21 protein-coding genes and 3 pseudogenes are annotated in these 19,126 nt (G+C 38.7%); 18 read left to right on the top strand and 6 right to left on the bottom strand.

Translation table 11 applies throughout. The features are described 5' to 3' along the window. Positions 1-36 precede the first annotated feature (36 nt). The 5 genes and pseudogenes from M1R56_RS07700 to M1R56_RS07720 form a co-directional block, all read right to left on the bottom strand. Positions 37-408: an Imm51 family immunity protein gene (locus M1R56_RS07700; RefSeq protein WP_248035496.1), complete on the bottom strand. Its 372-nt coding sequence runs from the start codon at positions 406-408 to the stop codon at positions 37-39. A 59-nt stretch (positions 409-467) separates the two neighbouring features. After that, positions 468-826, bottom strand: a pseudogene (locus tag M1R56_RS07705) (hypothetical protein). A gap of 36 nt (positions 827-862) precedes the next feature. Continuing rightward, the gene (locus M1R56_RS07710; protein ID WP_248035499.1) at positions 863-1,561 is read right to left on the bottom strand and encodes a 3-oxoacyl-ACP reductase; all 699 of its coding nucleotides are present in this window, start codon (positions 1,559-1,561) and stop codon (positions 863-865) included. Beyond that, on the bottom strand, positions 1,554-1,790 hold the full coding sequence (locus M1R56_RS07715) for a DUF2829 domain-containing protein (protein WP_000141913.1): 237 nt from the start codon (positions 1,788-1,790) through the stop codon (positions 1,554-1,556). Before M1R56_RS07715 ends, M1R56_RS07710 begins: the two co-directional genes overlap by 8 nt. Before the next feature lie 109 nt (positions 1,791-1,899). Beyond that, positions 1,900-2,934, bottom strand: coding sequence for a DNA/RNA non-specific endonuclease (locus M1R56_RS07720; RefSeq protein ID WP_248035501.1), 1,035 nt, complete (start codon positions 2,932-2,934; stop codon positions 1,900-1,902). 440 nt (positions 2,935-3,374) lie between these two features. Here M1R56_RS07720 and M1R56_RS07725 point away from each other — a divergent pair, with 440 nt between their 5' ends. From M1R56_RS07725 to M1R56_RS07795, 15 genes are all read left to right on the top strand, one after another. After that, complete coding sequence (locus M1R56_RS07725) at positions 3,375-3,689, top strand: YdcP family protein (RefSeq protein ID WP_000420682.1); 315 nt, start codon at positions 3,375-3,377, stop codon at positions 3,687-3,689. A gap of 15 nt (positions 3,690-3,704) precedes the next feature. Then, complete coding sequence (locus tag M1R56_RS07730) at positions 3,705-4,091, top strand: YdcP family protein (RefSeq protein WP_000985015.1); 387 nt, start codon at positions 3,705-3,707, stop codon at positions 4,089-4,091. 28 nt (positions 4,092-4,119) lie between these two features. Beyond that, positions 4,120-5,505 (top strand): FtsK/SpoIIIE domain-containing protein, encoded by a 1,386-nt coding sequence (locus M1R56_RS07735; protein WP_000813488.1) that lies wholly within the window; start codon positions 4,120-4,122, stop codon positions 5,503-5,505. A gap of 2 nt (positions 5,506-5,507) precedes the next feature. Then, positions 5,508-5,660 (top strand): hypothetical protein, encoded by a 153-nt coding sequence (locus M1R56_RS07740; protein WP_000879507.1) that lies wholly within the window; start codon positions 5,508-5,510, stop codon positions 5,658-5,660. Positions 5,661-5,682: 22 nt separating this feature from the next. Beyond that, on the top strand, positions 5,683-6,888 hold the full coding sequence (gene mobT, locus M1R56_RS07745; protein ID WP_000398284.1) for a MobT family relaxase: 1,206 nt from the start codon (positions 5,683-5,685) through the stop codon (positions 6,886-6,888). 42 nt (positions 6,889-6,930) lie between these two features. Beyond that, entirely contained in the window at positions 6,931-7,152 is a 222-nt protein-coding gene (locus M1R56_RS07750; RefSeq protein ID WP_001009056.1) for a hypothetical protein, read from the top strand. A 116-nt stretch (positions 7,153-7,268) separates the two neighbouring features. Beyond that, complete coding sequence (locus tag M1R56_RS07755; protein ID WP_000342539.1) at positions 7,269-7,766, top strand: antirestriction protein ArdA; 498 nt, start codon at positions 7,269-7,271, stop codon at positions 7,764-7,766. 88 nt (positions 7,767-7,854) lie between these two features. After that, positions 7,855-8,247 (top strand): conjugal transfer protein, encoded by a 393-nt coding sequence (locus M1R56_RS07760; RefSeq protein WP_000723888.1) that lies wholly within the window; start codon positions 7,855-7,857, stop codon positions 8,245-8,247. Then, positions 8,231-10,678 (top strand): ATP-binding protein, encoded by a 2,448-nt coding sequence (locus tag M1R56_RS07765; RefSeq protein WP_000331160.1) that lies wholly within the window; start codon positions 8,231-8,233, stop codon positions 10,676-10,678. Before M1R56_RS07760 ends, M1R56_RS07765 begins: the two co-directional genes overlap by 17 nt. 2 nt (positions 10,679-10,680) lie before the next feature. Continuing rightward, on the top strand, positions 10,681-12,858 hold the full coding sequence (locus M1R56_RS07770; RefSeq protein WP_248035503.1) for a YtxH domain-containing protein: 2,178 nt from the start codon (positions 10,681-10,683) through the stop codon (positions 12,856-12,858). Then, entirely contained in the window at positions 12,855-13,856 is a 1,002-nt protein-coding gene (locus M1R56_RS07775; RefSeq protein ID WP_000769868.1) for a bifunctional lysozyme/C40 family peptidase, read from the top strand. The genes M1R56_RS07770 and M1R56_RS07775 overlap by 4 nt, the downstream gene beginning before the upstream one ends. Next, entirely contained in the window at positions 13,853-14,788 is a 936-nt protein-coding gene (locus tag M1R56_RS07780; RefSeq protein WP_001863540.1) for a conjugal transfer protein, read from the top strand. The genes M1R56_RS07775 and M1R56_RS07780 overlap by 4 nt, the downstream gene beginning before the upstream one ends. Before the next feature lie 244 nt (positions 14,789-15,032). Further along, a complete protein-coding gene (locus tag M1R56_RS07785) occupies positions 15,033-15,149 on the top strand; it encodes a tetracycline resistance determinant leader peptide (RefSeq protein ID WP_001791010.1) in 117 nt (38 codons plus the stop codon). Positions 15,150-15,164: 15 nt separating this feature from the next. Then, entirely contained in the window at positions 15,165-17,084 is a 1,920-nt protein-coding gene (gene tet(M) / locus M1R56_RS07790) for a tetracycline resistance ribosomal protection protein Tet(M) (RefSeq protein WP_248035505.1), read from the top strand. A gap of 118 nt (positions 17,085-17,202) precedes the next feature. Continuing rightward, complete coding sequence (locus M1R56_RS07795; RefSeq protein WP_000336323.1) at positions 17,203-17,370, top strand: cysteine-rich KTR domain-containing protein; 168 nt, start codon at positions 17,203-17,205, stop codon at positions 17,368-17,370. A 59-nt stretch (positions 17,371-17,429) separates the two neighbouring features. Here the strand turns inward: M1R56_RS07795 and M1R56_RS07800 are convergent. Next, a pseudogene (locus M1R56_RS07800) lies at positions 17,430-17,567 on the bottom strand (XRE family transcriptional regulator); the annotation flags it as partial. Positions 17,568-17,850: 283 nt separating this feature from the next. On the opposite strand from M1R56_RS07800, the pseudogene M1R56_RS10065 reads away from it, so the two are divergent. From M1R56_RS10065 to erm(B), 3 genes and pseudogenes are all read left to right on the top strand, one after another. Beyond that, a pseudogene (locus M1R56_RS10065) lies at positions 17,851-17,934 on the top strand (MLS leader peptide); the annotation flags it as partial. A gap of 48 nt (positions 17,935-17,982) precedes the next feature. Next, complete coding sequence (locus M1R56_RS07805) at positions 17,983-18,066, top strand: 23S rRNA methyltransferase attenuation leader peptide (RefSeq protein WP_001865637.1); 84 nt, start codon at positions 17,983-17,985, stop codon at positions 18,064-18,066. Positions 18,067-18,190: 124 nt separating this feature from the next. Further along, on the top strand, positions 18,191-18,928 hold the full coding sequence (erm(B), locus tag M1R56_RS07810) for a 23S rRNA (adenine(2058)-N(6))-methyltransferase Erm(B) (RefSeq protein ID WP_216730757.1): 738 nt from the start codon (positions 18,191-18,193) through the stop codon (positions 18,926-18,928). Positions 18,929-19,126: the final 198 nt, after the last annotated feature.

Genomic DNA, 19,126 nt, shown 5'->3' on the forward strand with positions numbered 1-19,126 from the left:
ATTCTTTTTTTAAAAATTTAAAGAGATTTTAGTCAACTAATCCAACTCTGCTCGACTGAACAAGTCTTTCATAGTGTTGATATCATCACAAAACTCTTTAAAGCCAAGAGCAAATCTAGCCAAAGCGTCCACCTTGGAAGAATAGGCGCAAAACATACTTCCTTCAGGATCAAAGTCGATAGCATCGCTTAATTCAGGCATTTTTCCCTCCAAAAATACCAAAGCTAGCGATTCCCAATCGTAGCCATTTCCTTCAAATCCCTCCTCTTCTCGAGTATCAAACACTTCCTGTCTGTATTCTCCATCAGGGTAATAAATGAGCGAGCCTCGAACATTTTTAGGATCCTCATCATATACAAGCAGGCTAAAAGGGGCAATTTTTTCATTTATGTTTTCGTAATCTATCATTTCTTAACTCCTTTTTTATTATCAATGGAACTGCAACATTCTAGCTTTGTAACTAGGGTTCAAAAGGGCATAAAACTATCATGCTGATTATAATAATTCAAAGCTTCGACTAAGTCTTGGAGACTTGCATCTGGTTTTTCCTCAAGTGCGACTGCAAGGACATCAATCAACTGCTCTCCATAGTAGACTAGCTGGAGATCTTGCTCCGATGCATCAGCAGGATAGACATCACTGTCTTCCACGACATCCGGATACTCTGATACCCAATCAGATAAGTCTCATTACGCTCCTGGAGATCCTTCTTGGCATACAAACAGATGCCTGAATCTCCAATTTCATAGGGGGCAATCTCTTCCCACTCTGATAAAAACTGACAGTAGAGATTGGGCAAGACAAATCCAAACTCATCTCTTTTCATAGTATACCTCTACATATCAACTGAGTATCAACTATATTACTTCAAAGACCAACCACCATCAATAGTCAGGATTTGTCCCTGCATGGCACTCGCTTTTCCACTTGCTAAAAAGAGGCTAACTTCAGCAATTTCACTTGGCTCAATCCAGCGTTTGATGGGGGTTTCACTAGCTACCCAGTCCGCCAAACCACCTGGTTCAAAGTCAGCTGCCGTCATACCCGTCTTAACTGCACCTGGTGCGATGCCAAAGACCTGAATACCAGCTTCAGCATAGTCTAGAGCCAACTGCTTGGTAAATCCAGCCAAGGCGTGTTTAGAAGAGGTATAGGCGTGACCACCACCGCCTGCTAGATTTGAAGCAATGGAGCACATATTGATGATAATCCCATGTTTATGTTCCAGCATGTGTGTCAAATAATAGCGGGTCAACTCTACTGGAGTTACGTAATTGATTTCAAAAATCTCTTGAATTTCTTGGGCGGATTGTTCTAGTAAGGGCTTGTAGGCATCCAAAACACCTGCCGTATTACAAAGAATATCGACTCGAGGGCACCAATCAAAAATAGGTTCTAAGTCAAGTGTTAAATCACGTTGTAGAAAGTGAAAGTCACCTTGTAAGGCAGGCTTTTCACCCTTATCCACACCAAAAACTTGATAACCATTCTCTAAAAAGAGTCGAGCTTGAGCCAGACCAATCCCTGAACTAACGCCTGTAATGAGTACACGTTTAGTCATGGACTTCCACCCAATCCGTCGCTAAGACATCACATGGTGTCGGACTCCACATGGAAAAACCTTCCCCTTCACCAGATACATTGATGAGGAAATAGGGTGTCACTTCAAGGGCGACCCCATTTTGTTCGATGGTATCAAAAAGCTGGACATAGTTTTCAGCCCCACCCCAGCCAGTACGTACATATTTTTTCTTAGCCTTTAGTCCAGGCAAAATTTCTTCAAATGTCATGTTTTTCTCCTTTGTTATCTATGAATCTTAATTTAATTATAACAAAAAACCGTTTTCCAACGGCTTTTTGACTGTGATTATTCTGATTTATATAAACTTGAGAAAACTATCACCATTGCAATCCAGCTTCTCTAATTTCCTTTTTAGAGGCAAACTTTCCATTTGGTCGATGCCATCTTCCTTTTCTATCTCTAAAGTAGCCACCTGTATTACTACTTTGTGATTCTTCTTCTGCTGGTGCTGGTGCTTCAGTTTCCTGCTGTTTCTGTTCTTCTTTAGCCTTCTCTTCTGCTTCTTTTTTAGCTTTTTCTTGTGCTTCTTTTTCTTCAGCTTCTTTCTTGGCTTTTTCCTCGGCTGCCTTAAGCTCTGCAGCGCGTTCTTCAGCTGACTTGACCGTATTCTTTGCAGTACCATCTGCATAATTTATTTCAGCATTGGCTGAAACGTTATCCAAGGCGACATGGGTTACGGAATACTTATCAATTTTTTCCTTGCTACTACCTAATTTAATTTCAAGCAAATTTCCATCCTTATCAATTCCTACGTATTGTAAGATAATCTGTCTTGGAATCAATTCATTATCCTTATAGACAGCTGTCACCTTATAGTCAAGGTAATAGTTTGGATGATTTGCAAGCCATGAATCAAGTCCATTTTCATAATAGAGCATGCTACTTTGATTTTTGTCATCCGTTCCAGTAAAGGCCCCTGTATTTAACCAGGCTGTCATAGGAACTAGATTGCGACCTTCATCATTTAGTCCGCTAAATTGATAACCAACTAAATGACCGCGATTCATTAACCAGGCTTCCTTTGTACCATCACCATAATAAAATTTATAGTTATGCCAACCAACTGGATCAAAGGTTAATTTAGCTTCTCTCTTTTCTTTAGGCTCATCACTATCTTTCAACTGAATATGAGCATAGGTTGCACGAGATTTGGAATCCAGTTCTCCAAGTTCAAGTTGCTTTTCGTTTCTAAAAGTAAGTAAACCAGCATCCTTGTACAATTTTGTATTATCCTGCGTGGTCTGTTCAGTCGTTACAGGTTCAGTTACTTTTGCCTCTTCCTTATGTTTCGAACAACCAACTGATGTCAGCAACGAGAGTAAAACAACAGAAGTCAAAACTATTCTTTTCATTCTATATTCTCCTAAATTATTAAAATATTTATTATATTGTTATTTTATACCATTTTATCATTTATAGTTTGTGTTTTCAAACAATTATATAAATTTTTTTATATAAAAATAGCATAAAAATCTAGTTATCCGCATAAAAACTGGACTTATCACACTTTATCAAGGTCAAAACCACTCAATTTACTACTAATTTACTACTTATGAATGAGCTTTGATACGACGATTTATCCTTGAAAAGTGAAGATATAAAGATACTTCCAATAAAATTTGAATATTTAATAGGTAGACACTTCAAAAAATGAGGTGTCTATTTTTTTACCCGATTTTGAAAGGAAGTGAACTTATGAAAACAAAAAATCAAGAATCAAAAGGTCGTTCCCCACTCTTTAAGACCATCAAACATTCATTCAGCCAATAAAAAAGAAAGGATAGGTAAAAATATGGAACTTAAATTTGTGATTCCCAACATGGAAAAAACATTCGGCAATTTAGAATTTGCTGGCGAGGATAAAGTCGTTCAGCGAAGAATCAACGGACGGCTAACTGTCTTATCAAGAAGCTATAATCTCTATTCTGATGTTCAAAGAGCAGATGATATTGTGGTGGTGCTTCCTGCTGAAGCTGGCGAAAAACATTTCGGCTTTGAGGAACGTGTGAAGTTAGTCAATCCACGTATTACCGCAGAGGGCTACAAAATCGGCACTCGTGGTTTTACAAATTACCTTTTACATGCTGACGACATGATAAAAGAATAAAGAAAGAGAGGAAAAATGATGAGATTAGCAAATGGCATTGTATTAGATAAAGACACGACTTTTGGAGAATTGAAATTCTCTGCTCTACGTCGTGAAGTGAGAATCCAAAATGAAGACGGGTCGGTTTCAGATGAAATCAAGGAACGTACCTATGACTTAAAATCCAAAGGACAAGGACGCATGATTCAAGTAAGTATTCCTGCCAGCGTGCCTTTGAAAGAGTTTGATTATAACGCACGGGTGGAACTTATCAATCCCATTGCGGACACCGTTGCTACTGCCACCTATCAAGGAGCAGATGTTGACTGGTATATCAAGGCAGACGATATTGTGCTGACAAAGGATTCTAGTTCATTCAAAGCTCAACCACAAGCAAAGAAAGAACCGACACAAGACAAATAGTCGCTAGGTAGAAAGGAGACTTTTTCGCATGAAACAGCGTGGTAAAAGGATTCGCCCATCTGGTAAAGATTTAGTCTTTCATTTTACGATAGCGTCACTCCTGCCTGTTTTCCTGCTGGTTGTCGGACTGTTTCATGTGAAGACAATCCAGCAGATCAACTGGCAGGATTTTAACCTATCACAAGCAGATAAGATTGACATTCCCTATTTAATTATCAGTTTCAGTGTCGCAATTCTTATCTGCTTGCTGGTAGCGTTTGTATTCAAACGGGTTCGCTATGATACGGTTAAACAACTTTACCACCGTCAAAAACTGGCAAAGATGATACTTGAAAACAAGTGGTATGAATCTGAACAGGTCAAAACAGAGGGTTTCTTTAAAGATAGTGCTGGTCGTACAAAGGAAAAGATAACCTACTTCCCTAAAATGTATTATCGACTTAAAAATGGCTTGATACAGATACGGGTGGAAATCACGCTGGGAAAATATCAAGACCAACTCTTACACTTGGAAAAGAAATTAGAGAGTGGCTTGTACTGTGAGCTGACGGATAAAGAGTTAAAGGATTCCTATGTGGAATATACTTTGCTCTATGACACCATAGCCAGTCGTATTTCTATTGATGAAGTAGAAGCTAAAGATGGTAAACTTCGCTTAATGAAAAACGTATGGTGGGAATATGATAAGCTCCCTCATATGTTGATTGCTGGTGGTACAGGTGGCGGTAAAACTTACTTTATACTGACACTGATTGAAGCCTTGCTTCATACAGATTCAAAACTGTATATTCTTGACCCGAAAAATGCTGACCTTGCGGACTTAGGTTCTGTGATGGCAAATGTCTACTATAGAAAAGAAGACTTGCTTTCTTGCATTGAAACATTCTATGAAGAAATGATGAAACGTAGTGAGGAAATGAAGCAGATGAAGAACTATAAGACTGGCAAAAATTATGCTTACTTAGGTCTCCCGGCACACTTCTTAATCTTTGATGAATACGTCGCTTTCATGGAAATGCTGGGAACAAAAGAAAACACCGCAGTTATGAATAAGCTGAAACAGATTGTCATGTTAGGTCGTCAAGCTGGCTTCTTTCTAATACTGGCTTGTCAACGTCCAGACGCAAAATATTTAGGCGACGGAATCCGTGATCAGTTTAATTTCAGAGTGGCTTTAGGTCGTATGTCTGAAATGGGCTATGGCATGATGTTTGGCAGTGACGTACAAAAGGATTTCTTCTTAAAGCGAATCAAAGGTCGTGGCTATGTTGATGTAGGAACAAGTGTCATATCAGAGTTTTATACTCCCCTTGTACCAAAAGGATATGATTTCTTGGAGGAAATTAAAAAGTTATCCAACAGCAGACAGTCCACGCAGGCGACGTGCGAAGCGGAAGTCGCAGGTGTGGACTGATCTTGCTGGCTGGTGTGGCAATAGCCACGCCAGCACTTAACCCCCCGTATCTAACAGGGGGGTACAAATCGACAGGAAACAGTCAAAAAAACATTAGAAAATCCTTTGGTTACAAGGGATTTACAAAATTTCAGCGTATGTCAAATGGGCTTTAAAAGTTGACATACGCCTTTTTGATTGGAGGGATTTTTACTGAATGAACAAACTTGGTTACAGCATTTAAAAGAAAAACGCTTGGCTTATGGACTATCTCAAAACCGTTTAGCTGTTGCGACTGGTATTACAAGGCAGTATCTAAGCGATATTGAAACAGGAAAAGTCAAGCCATCAGAGGATTTACAGCAGTCCCTTTGGGAAGCTCTGGAACGCTTCAATCCCGACGCTCCCCTTGAAATGCTGTTTGATTATGTAAGGATTCGCTTTCCGACAACAGACGTACAGCAGGTGGTCGAAAACATCTTACAACTGAAACTGTCCTATTTTCTTCATGAGGACTATGGTTTCTATTCTTATTCAGAGCATTATGCTTTAGGCGACATATTCGTCCTTTGCTCCCATGAACTGGACAAAGGAGTTCTGGTGGAATTGAAAGGTCGTGGGTGCAGACAATTTGAAAGCTATCTTCTGGCACAACAAAGAAGCTGGTATGAGTTCTTTATGGACGTTTTGGTGGCTGGCGGTGTGATGAAACGCCTTGACCTTGCCATTAACGATAAGACAGGGATTTTGAATATCCCTGTACTCACTGAAAAGTGCCAACAGGAAGAATGTATCTCCGTCTTCCGCAGTTTTAAAAGCTATCGCAGTGGCGAACTGGTACGCAAAGAGGAAAAGGAATGTATGGGAAACACCCTCTATATCGGTTCATTACAAAGTGAAGTTTATTTCTGTATCTATGAAAAGGACTACGAGCAGTACAAGAAAAATGATATTCCCATTGAAGACGCAGAAGTAAAAAACCGTTTTGAGATTCGATTGAAAAATGAGCGTGCCTATTATGCAGTCCGTGATTTACTCGTCTATGACAATCCAGAGCATACCGCCTTTAAAATTATCAATCGGTATATCCGTTTTGTAGATAAAGACGATTCCAAACCTCGTTCTGATTGGAAACTGAATGAAGAATGGGCTTGGTTTATTGGGAACAATCGTGAACGATTAAAACTAACCACAAAACCAGAGCCTTACTCCTTCCAAAGGACGCTGAACTGGCTATCTCATCAAGTTGCCCCGACCTTAAAGGTTGCGATTAAACTTGATGAAATCAACCAGACGCAGGTTGTAAAAGACATTCTCGACCATGCGAAACTGACAGACCGACACAAGCAGATTTTGAAGCAACAGTCAGTAAAAGAACAGGACGTGATAACAACAAAAAAATAACTCAAATACAAATTCATTGAATATAGAGAGGAGAACATTTTTATGAATTTTGGACAAAACCTTTATAACTGGTTTCTATCAAACGCTCAATCACTGGTGCTTTTAGCAATCGTTGTGATTGGCTTGTATCTTGGCTTCAAGCGTGAGTTTAGCAAACTGATTGGCTTTTTAATTATTGCGATTATTGCGGTTGGCTTAGTCTTCAACGCTGCTGGAGTAAAAGACATTTTACTAGAGCTATTCAATCGCATTATTGGTGCTTAAATAAAACCGTTCTTTTGTGGAATATAAGTGGTTTTCTTATGTTCCGCAAAGGAATGGTACACCAAACGAAGTGCGGTAGGGATTTTTGAATCTCTACAAAGAAAGGACGTGAATATATGGACGATATGCAAGTCTATATTGCGAATTTAGGCAAATACAATGAGGGCGAATTGGTCGGTGCGTGGTTTACCTTTCCCATTGACTTTGAGGAAGTCAAAGAGAAAATCGGCTTGAATGATGAATATGAGGAATACGCCATTCATGACTACGAGTTACCCTTTACGGTTGACGAATACACTTCCATTGGCGAACTCAATCGACTATGGGAAATGGTATCGGAATTACCCGAAGAATTACAATCGGAGCTATCTGCTCTGCTCACTCATTTTTCAAGCATTGAAGAACTAAGCGAACATCAAGAGGATATTATCATTCATTCCGATTGTGATGATATGTATGACGTGGCACGCTACTACATTGAAGAAACGGGTGCTTTAGGCGAAGTACCAGCTAGTCTTCAAAACTATATTGATTATCAAGCCTATGGTCGGGATTTAGACCTTTCAGGAACGTTTATCTCAACCAATCATGGGATTTTTGAAATCGTCTATTAAATCTGTCGGTACATTACTACTGGCAGATTTTCTATTTTACGGGGTGGCTCAATCAGCTACCCCTATTTTTTATGAAAGGATTGATTACATGAAGAAAATACGAAGCTATACCAGTATCTGGTCTGTGGAAAAGGTACTGTATTCTATCAATGATTTTAGACTTCCGTTTCCCATAACCTTTACGCAAATGACATGGTTTGTCGTGTCACTCTTTGCAGTGATGATACTTGGCAACTTGCCCCCTCTTTCCATGATAGAGGGAGCATTTCTCAAATACTTTGGGATTCCTGTGGCTTTCACATGGTTTATGTCTACAAAAACTTTTGATGGTAAAAAGCCTTATGGATTTTTGAAGTCTGTCATTGCTTATGCACTGCGACCAAAGCTGACCTATGCAGGAAAAAAAGTAACGCTTGGCAGAAACCAGCCACAAGAAGCCATTACAGCAGTTAGGAGTGAATTTTATGGCATATCCAATTAAATACATTGAAAACAATCTCGTCTGGAATAAAGACGGGGAATGTTATGCTTACTATGAGCTTGTTCCTTACAATTACTCATTTCTAAGTCCAGAACAGAAAATACAAGTGCATGATTCTTTCAGACAGCTTATCGCACAAAATCGTGATGGCAAAATTCATGCTTTACAAATCAGTACAGAATCCAGCATACGTTCTGCACAAGAGCGTTCCAAAAATGAAGTCACTGGCAAGCTCAAAGCGGTTGCCTATGACAAAATCGACCAACAGACAGACGCTTTAATATCCATGATTGGCGAAAATCAAGTGAACTACCGTTTCTTTATCGGCTTTAAGTTGCTTCTCAACGATCAGGAGTTTTCTATGAAAAGTCTTACCGTTGAAGCAAAAAATGCTTTGTCTGATTTTGTCTATGATGTGAACCATAAGCTGATGGGCGATTTTGTTAGTATGAGTAATGATGAAATCCTGCGTTTTCAGAAGATGGAAAAGCTCTTAGAAAATAAAATCTCTCGTCGTTTCAAAATCCGCAGGTTAGATAAGGACGACTTCGGCTATCTGATTGAACACCTTTACGGACAGACAGGCACTGCCTATGAAGAGTATGAGTACCATCTATCAAAGAAAAAGCTGGATAATGAAACGCTGATTAAATACTATGACTTGATTAAGCCTACTCGCTGTTTGGTGGAAGAAAAACAGCGATATTTGAAAATCCAGCAGGAAGATGAAACCGTCTATGTAGCTTACTTTACCATTAACAGCATTGTCGGAGAACTGGACTTCCCGTCCTCTGAAATCTTCTACTACCAGCAACAGCAATTTACATTCCCGATTGATACGTCAATGAATGTGGAAATTGTAGCGAATCGTAAAGCCCTATCTACTGTCCGCAATAAAAAGAAAGAACTGAAAGACTTGGATAACCACGCTTGGCAAAGTGATAATGAAACCAGCTCCAATGTGGCGGAAGCTCTGGAAAGTGTGAATGAGCTGGAAACCAATTTAGACCAAAGCAAGGAATCTATGTACAAGCTGTCTTATGTGGTAAGGGTATCAGCAAATGATCTTGACGAACTCAAACGTCGTTGTAATGAAGTGAAAGATTTTTATGACGATTTAAGCGTAAAACTGGTACGACCATTTGGGGATATGCTCGGCTTACATGAAGAATTTTTACCTGCCAGCAAGCGTTATATGAATGATTATATTCAATACGTGACCTCTGATTTCCTCGCTGGTTTAGGTTTTGGTGCTACTCAAATGCTGGGGGAAAATGAGGGGATTTATGTTGGCTACAGCTTAGATACTGGACGCAATGTCTATCTGAAACCTGCTCTTGCCAGTCAAGGGGTTAAGGGTTCAGTAACCAATGCGTTAGCGTCGGCTTTTGTTGGTTCGCTGGGTGGTGGTAAATCCTTTGCGAATAACCTTATCGTCTATTATGCGGTGCTTTATGGGGCACAAGCAGTGATTGTAGACCCAAAAGCAGAACGTGGCAGATGGAAAGAAACCTTGCCAGAGATTTCCCATGAAATCAATATCGTCACTCTGACTTCTGATGAGAAAAACAAAGGCTTACTTGACCCTTATGTGATTATGAAAAATCCCAAAGATTCTGAATCACTGGCTATTGATATTCTGACATTCCTTACGGGGATTTCCTCTCGTGATGGGGAACGCTTCCCAATCCTTAGAAAAGCCATTCGTGCAGTAACCAATAGTGAAGTACGAGGGTTGATGAAAGTGATTGAGGAATTACGGGTTGAGAATACGCCACTAAGTACCAGTATAGCCGACCATATCGAAAGTTTTACAGACTATGACTTTGCACATTTATTATTCAGTAATGGTTATGTGGAGCAGTCTATCAGCTTAGAAAAACAACTGAACATTATACAGGTTGCGGACTTGGTACTTCCCGACAAGGAAACTTCCTTTGAGGAATATACCACTATGGAGCTTTTATCCGTTGCTATGCTGATTGTCATTAGTACCTTTGCTTTAGACTTTATCCATACAGACCGAAGCATTTTCAAGATTGTAGATTTAGACGAAGCATGGAGCTTTTTACAGGTAGCACAAGGAAAAACACTATCTATGAAGCTGGTTCGGGCTGGTCGTGCTATGAACGCTGGGGTATATTTCGTGACCCAAAATACAGACGACCTCTTAGATGAAAAACTGAAAAATAACCTCGGCTTAAAATTTGCATTTCGTTCCACTGACCTTAACGAGATTAAAAAGACCTTAGCCTTTTTTGGTGTAGACCCAGAGGACGAAAACAATCAGAAGCGATTGCGTGATTTGGAAAACGGGCAATGCCTTATCAGTGATTTATATGGTCGTGTCGGTGTGATACAGTTCCACCCTGTATTTGAAGAACTGCTCCATGCCTTTGATACCAGACCACCTGTGCGAAAAGAGGTGTAAATGTGAAACCATCAATAGTAAACAGAATAAAATCAAACTGGACGCTGAAACGTCTAGGTAAAGTGGCAATGACAGTGGCTTTCACACTTGTGATTGCCATTTTTCTTTTAGCCATGCTGGGAACGGTGGTTCAAGCTGCGGGCTTGGTAGATGATACGGTCAATGTGGCAAATGAATACAGCCGATACCCACTTGAAAACTATCAACTGGATTTTTATGTGGATAATAGCTGGGGCTGGCTTCCGTGGAACTGGTCGGACGGGATTGGAAAACAGGTCATGTATGGACTATATGCCATTACCAATTTTATTTGGACAATCAGTTTGTATGTTTCCAATGCGACAGGTTACTTAGTACAGGAAGCCTATTCCTTAGACTTCATTTCCGCTACAGCAGATTCCATTGGTAAGAATATGCAGACCTTAGCTGGTGTGAGTGCAAACGGATTTTCAACAGAGGGTTTCTATGTCGGATTCCTCTTACTCTTGATTTTGGTTCTTGGGGTTTATGTTGCCTATACGGGACTGATAAAGAGAGAAACCACAAAGGCAATTCATGCCATTATGAATTTTGTGCTGGTGTTTATCCTATCGGCTTCCTTTATTGCCTACGCTCCCGACTACATTAAAAAAATCAATGACTTTTCATCAGACATCAGTAATGCCAGTTTATCACTTGGCACGAAGATTGTCATGCCCCATTCCGATAGTCAAGGCAAGGACAGCGTGGACTTAATCAGAGATAGCCTGTTTTCCATACAGGTTCAGCAACCGTGGCTACTGCTTCAATACAACAGTTCAGACATTGAAAGTATCGGTATTGACCGTGTGGAAAGCCTGCTCTCCACCAGCCCAGATTCCAACAATGGCGAAGACAGAGAAAAAATTGTTGCGGAAGAAATTGAAGACAGAAGCAATACCAATCTAACCATTACAAAGACCATTAACCGTTTAGGTACAGTCTTCTTCCTATTTGTCTTCAATATTGGGATTTCCATATTTGTATTCCTATTAACAGGAATCATGATTTTCTCGCAGGTACTTTTTATCATCTATGCTATGTTTCTGCCTGTGAGCTTTATTTTAAGCATGATTCCATCATTTGATGGTATGTCAAAACGAGCCATAACAAAGCTCTTTAATACCATTTTGACACGAGCTGGAATCACATTGATTATTACGACAGCATTTAGTATTTCAACCATGCTCTATACCTTATCGGCTGGTTATCCGTTCTTTTTGATTGCTTTTCTACAGATTGTGACCTTTGCAGGAATCTACTTCAAGCTGGGCGATTTAATGAGTATGTTTTCTCTACAGAGTAACGATTCTCAAAGTGTGGGAAGTCGTGTGATGAGAAAACCTCGTATGCTTATGCACGCTCACATGCACCGTCTACAGCGGAAACTTGGACGTTCCATGACTACTCTAGGGGCTGGGTCTGCCATTGTTACAGGTAAAAAAGGACAGTCGGGTTCGGGGAGTTCTGCAAGGACACAAGCAGATCACTCCCGACCAGACGGAAAGGAAAAATCAACACTTGGAAAACGTATCGGTCAAACCATCGGTACAGTAGCTGATACCAAAGACAGAATGGTAGACACTGCTAGTGGTTTGAAAGAACAGGTTAAAGATTTGCCGACCAATGCAAGATATGCAGTATATCAAGGAAAATCCAAAGTAAAAGAGAATGTCCGTGATTTAACCAGTAGTATTTCTCAAACCAAAGCGGACAGAGCCAGTGGACGCAAGGAACAGCAGGAACAAAGGCGAAAAACCATTGCGAAGCGTCGCTCTGAAATGGAACAGGTCAAACAGAAAAAACAGCCTGCTTCTTCTGTTCATGAAAGACCGACTACAAGACAAGAACAATATCATGATGAACAGACCTCAAAACAGTCTAATATTCAGACTTCATATAAGGAATCTCAACAAGCCAAACAAGAGCGTCCAGCAGTTAAGTCCGATTTTTCAAGTCCAAAAGTGGAACACCAAGGCAATACCGTTCAAGAAAAAACCGTTCAAAAGCCAGCAACTTCAACCACTACAGCAGATAGAACTTCACAACATCCAATCACAAAAGAACGTCCGTCTACTGTTCAAAGAGTACCACTACAAAATACAAGAAGTAGACCACCAATCAAAACCGCCACCATTAAGAAAGTCGGTAAGAAACCATGAAGTTGAAAACTTTAGTGATTGGTGGTTCTGGATTATTCTTGATGGTCTTCTCACTGCTTCTGTTTGTTGCCATTTTATTTTCAGATGAACAGGACAGCGGAATTTCCAATATTCATTATGGAGGTGTGAATGTTTCCGCAGAAGTGCTGGCTCATAAGCCTATGGTAGAAAAATATGCCAAAGAATATGGCGTTGAAGAATATGTCAACATACTTCTTGCGATTATACAGGTGGAATCGGGCGGTACTGCGGAAGATGTTATGCAGTCCTCGGAATCCCTCGGTCTTCCACCTAATTCATTGAGTACAGAAGAATCCATTAAGCAAGGTGTGAAGTATTTCAGTGAATTATTAGCCAGTAGCGAAAGGCTCAGTGTAGATTTAGAATCGGTTATCCAGTCCTACAATTATGGTGGTGGTTTCTTAGGGTATGTGGCTAATCGTGGAAATAAATATACCTTTGAACTGGCTCAAAGTTTCTCAAAAGAGTATTCAGGTGGCGAAAAAGTGTCTTACCCCAATCCCATAGCCATACCTATCAATGGGGGCTGGCGATACAACTATGGCAATATGTTTTATGTGCAACTGGTAACGCAGTATCTTGTCACAACAGAGTTTGATGATGATACGGTACAAGCCATCATGGACGAAGCACTGAAATATGAGGGCTGGCGATACGTTTACGGTGGAGCTTCCCCGACTACTTCTTTTGATTGTAGCGGACTGACACAATGGACGTATGGAAAAGCTGGAATTAACTTACCACGAACCGCACAACAGCAATATGATGTGACCCAGCATATCCCACTATCGGAAGCACAAGCTGGCGATTTGGTTTTCTTTCATTCTACCTATAACGCTGGCTCTTATATTACTCATGTTGGGATATACCTTGGCAATAACCGTATGTTTCATGCAGGCGACCCAATCGGTTATGCCGACTTAACAAGCCCCTACTGGCAACAGCATTTAGTGGGAGCAGGACGAATCAAACAATGAGAAAGGAAGATTTAATGATGAAATTTAGAAAAAATCAGAATAAAGAAAAACAGATACCAAAGGAAAAGAAACCTCGTGTCTACTATAAGGTCAATCCTCATAAAAAGGTTGTGATTGCCTTGTGGGTACTTTTAGGGCTTAGTTTCAGCTTTGCGATATTCAAGCACTTTACAGCTATAGATACTCATACTATTCACGAAACAACTATCATAGAAAAGGAATACGTTGATACTCATCATGTAGAAAATTTTGTAGAGAACTTTGCGAAAGTCTACTATTCATGGGAGCAATCCGATAAGTCCATTGATAATCGAATGGAAAGTCTAAAAGGCTATCTGACAGATGAACTTCAAGCTCTCAATGTTGATACAGTACGCAAAGATATTCCTGTATCGTCTTCTGTAAGAGGATTTCAGATATGGACGGTAGAGCCAACTGGCGACAATGAGTTTAATGTAACCTACAGTGTAGACCAGCTCATTACAGAGGGAGAAAATACAAAGACCGTCCACTCTGCTTATATAGTGAGTGTCTATGTAGATGGTTCTGGAAATATGGTACTGGTTAAGAATCCGACCATTACCAACATACCTAAGAAATCAAGTTATAAACCAAAAGCCATTGAAAGTGAGGGGACGGTTGATTCCATTACAACCAATGAAATCAATGAGTTTTTAACGACGTTCTTCAAGCTCTATCCTACAGCGACAGCCAGTGAACTTTCCTACTATGTGAATGACGGGATATTAAAACCAATCGGAAAAGAGTACATCTTTCAAGAACTGGTAAATCCTATTCACAATCGTAAGGATAATCAAGTCACGGTATCGCTGACAGTGGAGTATATCGACCAGCAGACCAAAGCAACGCAGGTATCTCAATTTGATTTGGTACTTGAAAAGAACGGGAGTAATTGGAAGATTGTAAAATAACAAATATTGGTACATGATTACAGATACTTTGTAATCATGTACTCTTTTTGATAAAAAATTGGAGATTCCTTTACAAATATGCTCTTACGTGCTATAATTTAAGTGACTATTTAAAAGGAGTTAATAAATATGCGGCAAGGTATTCTTAAATAAACTGTCAATTTGATAGCGGGAACAAATAATTAGATGTCCTTTTTTAGGAGGGCTTAGTTTTTTGTACCCAGTTTAAGAATACCTTTATCATGTGATTCTAAAGTATCCAGAGAATATCTGTATGCTTTGTATACCTATGGTTATGCATAAAAATCCCAGTGATAAAAGTATTTATCACTGGGATTTTTATGCCCTTTTGGGTTTTTGAATGGAGGAAAATCACATGAAAATTATTAATATTGGAGTTTTAGCTCATGTTGATGCAGGAAAAACTACCTTAACAGAAAGCTTATTATATAACAGTGGAGCGATTACAGAATTAGGAAGCGTGGACAAAGGTACAACGAGGACGGATAATACGCTTTTAGAACGTCAGAGAGGAATTACAATTCAGACAGGAATAACCTCTTTTCAGTGGGAAAATACGAAGGTGAACATCATAGACACGCCAGGACATATGGATTTCTTAGCAGAAGTATATCGTTCATTATCAGTTTTAGATGGGGCAATTCTACTGATTTCTGCAAAAGATGGCGTACAAGCACAAACTCGTATATTATTTCATGCACTTAGGAAAATGGGGATTCCCACAATCTTTTTTATCAATAAGATTGACCAAAATGGAATTGATTTATCAACGGTTTATCAGGATATTAAAGAGAAACTTTCTGCCGAAATTGTAATCAAACAGAAGGTAGAACTGTATCCTAATATGTGTGTGACGAACTTTACCGAATCTGAACAATGGGATACGGTAATAGAGGGAAACGATGACCTTTTAGAGAAATATATGTCCGGTAAATCATTAGAAGCATTGGAACTCGAACAAGAGGAAAGCATAAGATTTCATAATTGTTCCCTGTTCCCTGTTTATCACGGAAGTGCAAAAAACAATATAGGGATTGATAACCTTATAGAAGTGATTACGAATAAATTTTATTCATCAACACATCGAGGTCAGTCTGAACTTTGCGGAAAAGTTTTCAAAATTGAGTATTCGGAAAAAAGACAGCGTCTTGCATATATACGTCTTTATAGTGGCGTACTGCATTTGCGAGATTCGGTTAGAATATCGGAAAAGGAAAAAATAAAAATTACAGAAATGTATACTTCAATAAATGGTGAATTATGTAAAATCGATAAGGCTTATTCCGGGGAAATTGTTATTTTGCAGAATGAGTTTTTGAAGTTAAATAGTGTTCTTGGAGATACAAAGCTATTGCCACAGAGAGAGAGAATTGAAAATCCCCTCCCTCTGCTGCAAACGACTGTTGAACCGAGCAAACCTCAACAAAGGGAAATGTTACTTGATGCACTTTTAGAAATCTCCGACAGTGACCCGCTTCTGCGATATTATGTGGATTCTGCGACACATGAAATCATACTTTCTTTCTTAGGGAAAGTACAAATGGAAGTGACTTGTGCTCTGCTGCAAGAAAAGTATCATGTGGAGATAGAAATAAAAGAGCCTACAGTCATTTATATGGAAAGACCGTTAAAAAAAGCAGAGTATACCATTCACATCGAAGTTCCACCGAATCCTTTCTGGGCTTCCATTGGTCTATCTGTAGCACAGCTTCCATTAGGGAGCGGAGTACAGTATGAGAGCTCGGTTTCTCTTGGATACTTAAATCAATCGTTTCAAAATGCAGTTATGGAGGGGATACGCTATGGCTGTGAACAAGGATTGTATGGTTGGAATGTGACGGACTGTAAAATCTGTTTTAAGTATGGCTTATACTATAGCCCTGTTAGTACCCCAGCAGATTTTCGGATGCTTGCTCCTATTGTATTGGAACAAGTCTTAAAAAAAGCTGGAACAGAATTGTTAGAGCCATATCTTAGTTTTAAAATTTATGCGCCAAAGGAATATCTTTCACGAGCATACAACGATGCTCCTAAATATTGTGCGAACATCGTAGACACTCAATTGAAAAATAATGAGGTCATTCTTAGTGGAGAAATCCCTGCTCGGTGTATTCAAGAATATCGTAGTGATTTAACTTTCTTTACAAATGGACGTAGTGTTTGTTTAACAGAGTTAAAAGGGTACCATGTTACTACCGGTGAACCTGTTTGCCAGCCCCGTCGTCCAAATAGTCGGATAGATAAAGTACGATATATGTTCAATAAAATAACTTAGTGTATTTTATGTTGTTATATAAATATGGTTTCTTGTTAAATAAGATGAAATATTCTTTAATAAAGATTTGAATTAAAGTGTAAAGGAGGAGATAGTTATTATAAACTACAAGTGGATATTGTGTCCTGTATGTGGAAATAAAACACGATTAAAGATAAGGGAAGATACTGAATTAAAAAAATTCCCCCTCTATTGTCCGAAATGCAGACAAGAAAATTTAATTGAAATAAAGCAGTTCAAAGTAACTGTGATTACAGAGCCAGACGCAAAGACGCAGAGCCGATAAAATGAGATTAATACAATCTCATTTTATCGGCTCTTTCCGTTATGTATGGATTCTTTTAATTAGTCTTCGATGTTTCTTGCTTCGTTGATACCGCTGGCTAAAGATTCCATTAAGGATAGTTCTTTGTCTGTAAAGCTATCCATGTATTTCTCTATCTGTAATCGTCGGGTGCTTTTTACCAAGTTATTAGCAGGTAGGGGTCCCGAGCGCCTACGAGGAATTTGTATCGATAAGAAATAGATTTAAAAATTTCGCTGTTATTTTGTACATTTAACTTGACGGTGACATCTCTCTATTGTGAGTTATTAGTGGTACAGTTTTCAACCGTTTTAATTATAAAAAAGTGGTGCATTTTTAAATTGGCACAAACAGGTAACGGTTATTGCAGGTGTATTTCTTATCTATGGGTTTAACATGGATTTTATCATTAAAATCATGAGTATTGTCCGAGAGTGATTGGTCTTGCGTATGGTTAACCCTAAAGTTATGGAAATAAGACTTAGAAGCAAACTTAAGAGTGTGTTGATTGTGCATTATCTTAAAATTTTGTATAATAGGAATTGAAGTTAAATTAGATGCTAAAAATTTGTAATTAAGAAGGAGGGATTCGTCATGTTGGTATTCCAAATGCGTAATGTAGATAAAACATCTACTGTTTTGAAACAGACTAAAAACAGTGATTACACAGATAAATAAATACGTTAGATTAATTCCTACCAGTGACTAATCTTATGACTTTTTAAACAGATAACTAAAATTACAAACAAATCGTTTAACTTCTGTATTTGTTTATAGATGTAATCACTTCAGGAGTGATTACATGAAAAAAAATATAAAATATTCTCAAAACTTTTTAACGAGTGAAAAAGTACTCAACCAAATAATAAAACAATTGAATTTAAAAGAAACCGATACCGTTTACGAAATTGGAACAGGTAAAGGGCATTTAACGACGAAACTGGCTAAAATAAGTAAACAGGTAACGTCTATTGAATTAGACAGTCATCTATTCAACTTATCGTCAGAAAAATTAAAACTGAATACTCGTGTCACTTTAATTCACCAAGATATTCTACAGTTTCAATTCCCTAACAAACAGAGGTATAAAATTGTTGGGAATATTCCTTACCATTTAAGCACACAAATTATTAAAAAAGTGGTTTTTGAAAGCCGTGCGTCTGACATCTATCTGATTGTTGAAGAAGGATTCTACAAGCGTACCTTGGATATTCACCGAACACTAGGGTTGCTCTTGCACACTCAAGTCTCGATTCAGCAATTGCTTAAGCTGCCAGCGGAATGCTTTCATCCTAAACCAAAAGTAAACAGTGTCTTAATAAAACTTACCCGCCATACCACAGATGTTCCAGATAAATATTGGAAGCTATATACGTACTTTGTTTCAAAATGGGTCAATCGAGAATATCGTCAACTGTTTACTAAAAATCAGTTTCATCAAGCAATGAAACACGCCAAAGTAAACAATTTAAGTACCGTTACTTATGAGCAAGTATTGTCTATTTTTAATAGTTATCTATTATTTAACGGGAGGAAATAATTCTATGAGTCGCTTTTGTAAATTTGGAAAGTTACACGTTACTAAAGGGAATGTAGATAAATTATTAGGTATACTACTGACAGCTTCCAAGGAGCTAAAGAGGTCCCTAGCGCCTACGGGGAATTTGTATCGATAAGGAATAGATTTAAAAATTTCGCTGTTATTTTGTACAATAAGGATAAATTTGAATGGTACCAT

The sequence above is a fragment of the Streptococcus sp. oral taxon 431 genome (genome assembly GCF_023115445.1).
Taxonomy (GTDB): Bacteria; Bacillota; Bacilli; order Lactobacillales; family Streptococcaceae; genus Streptococcus.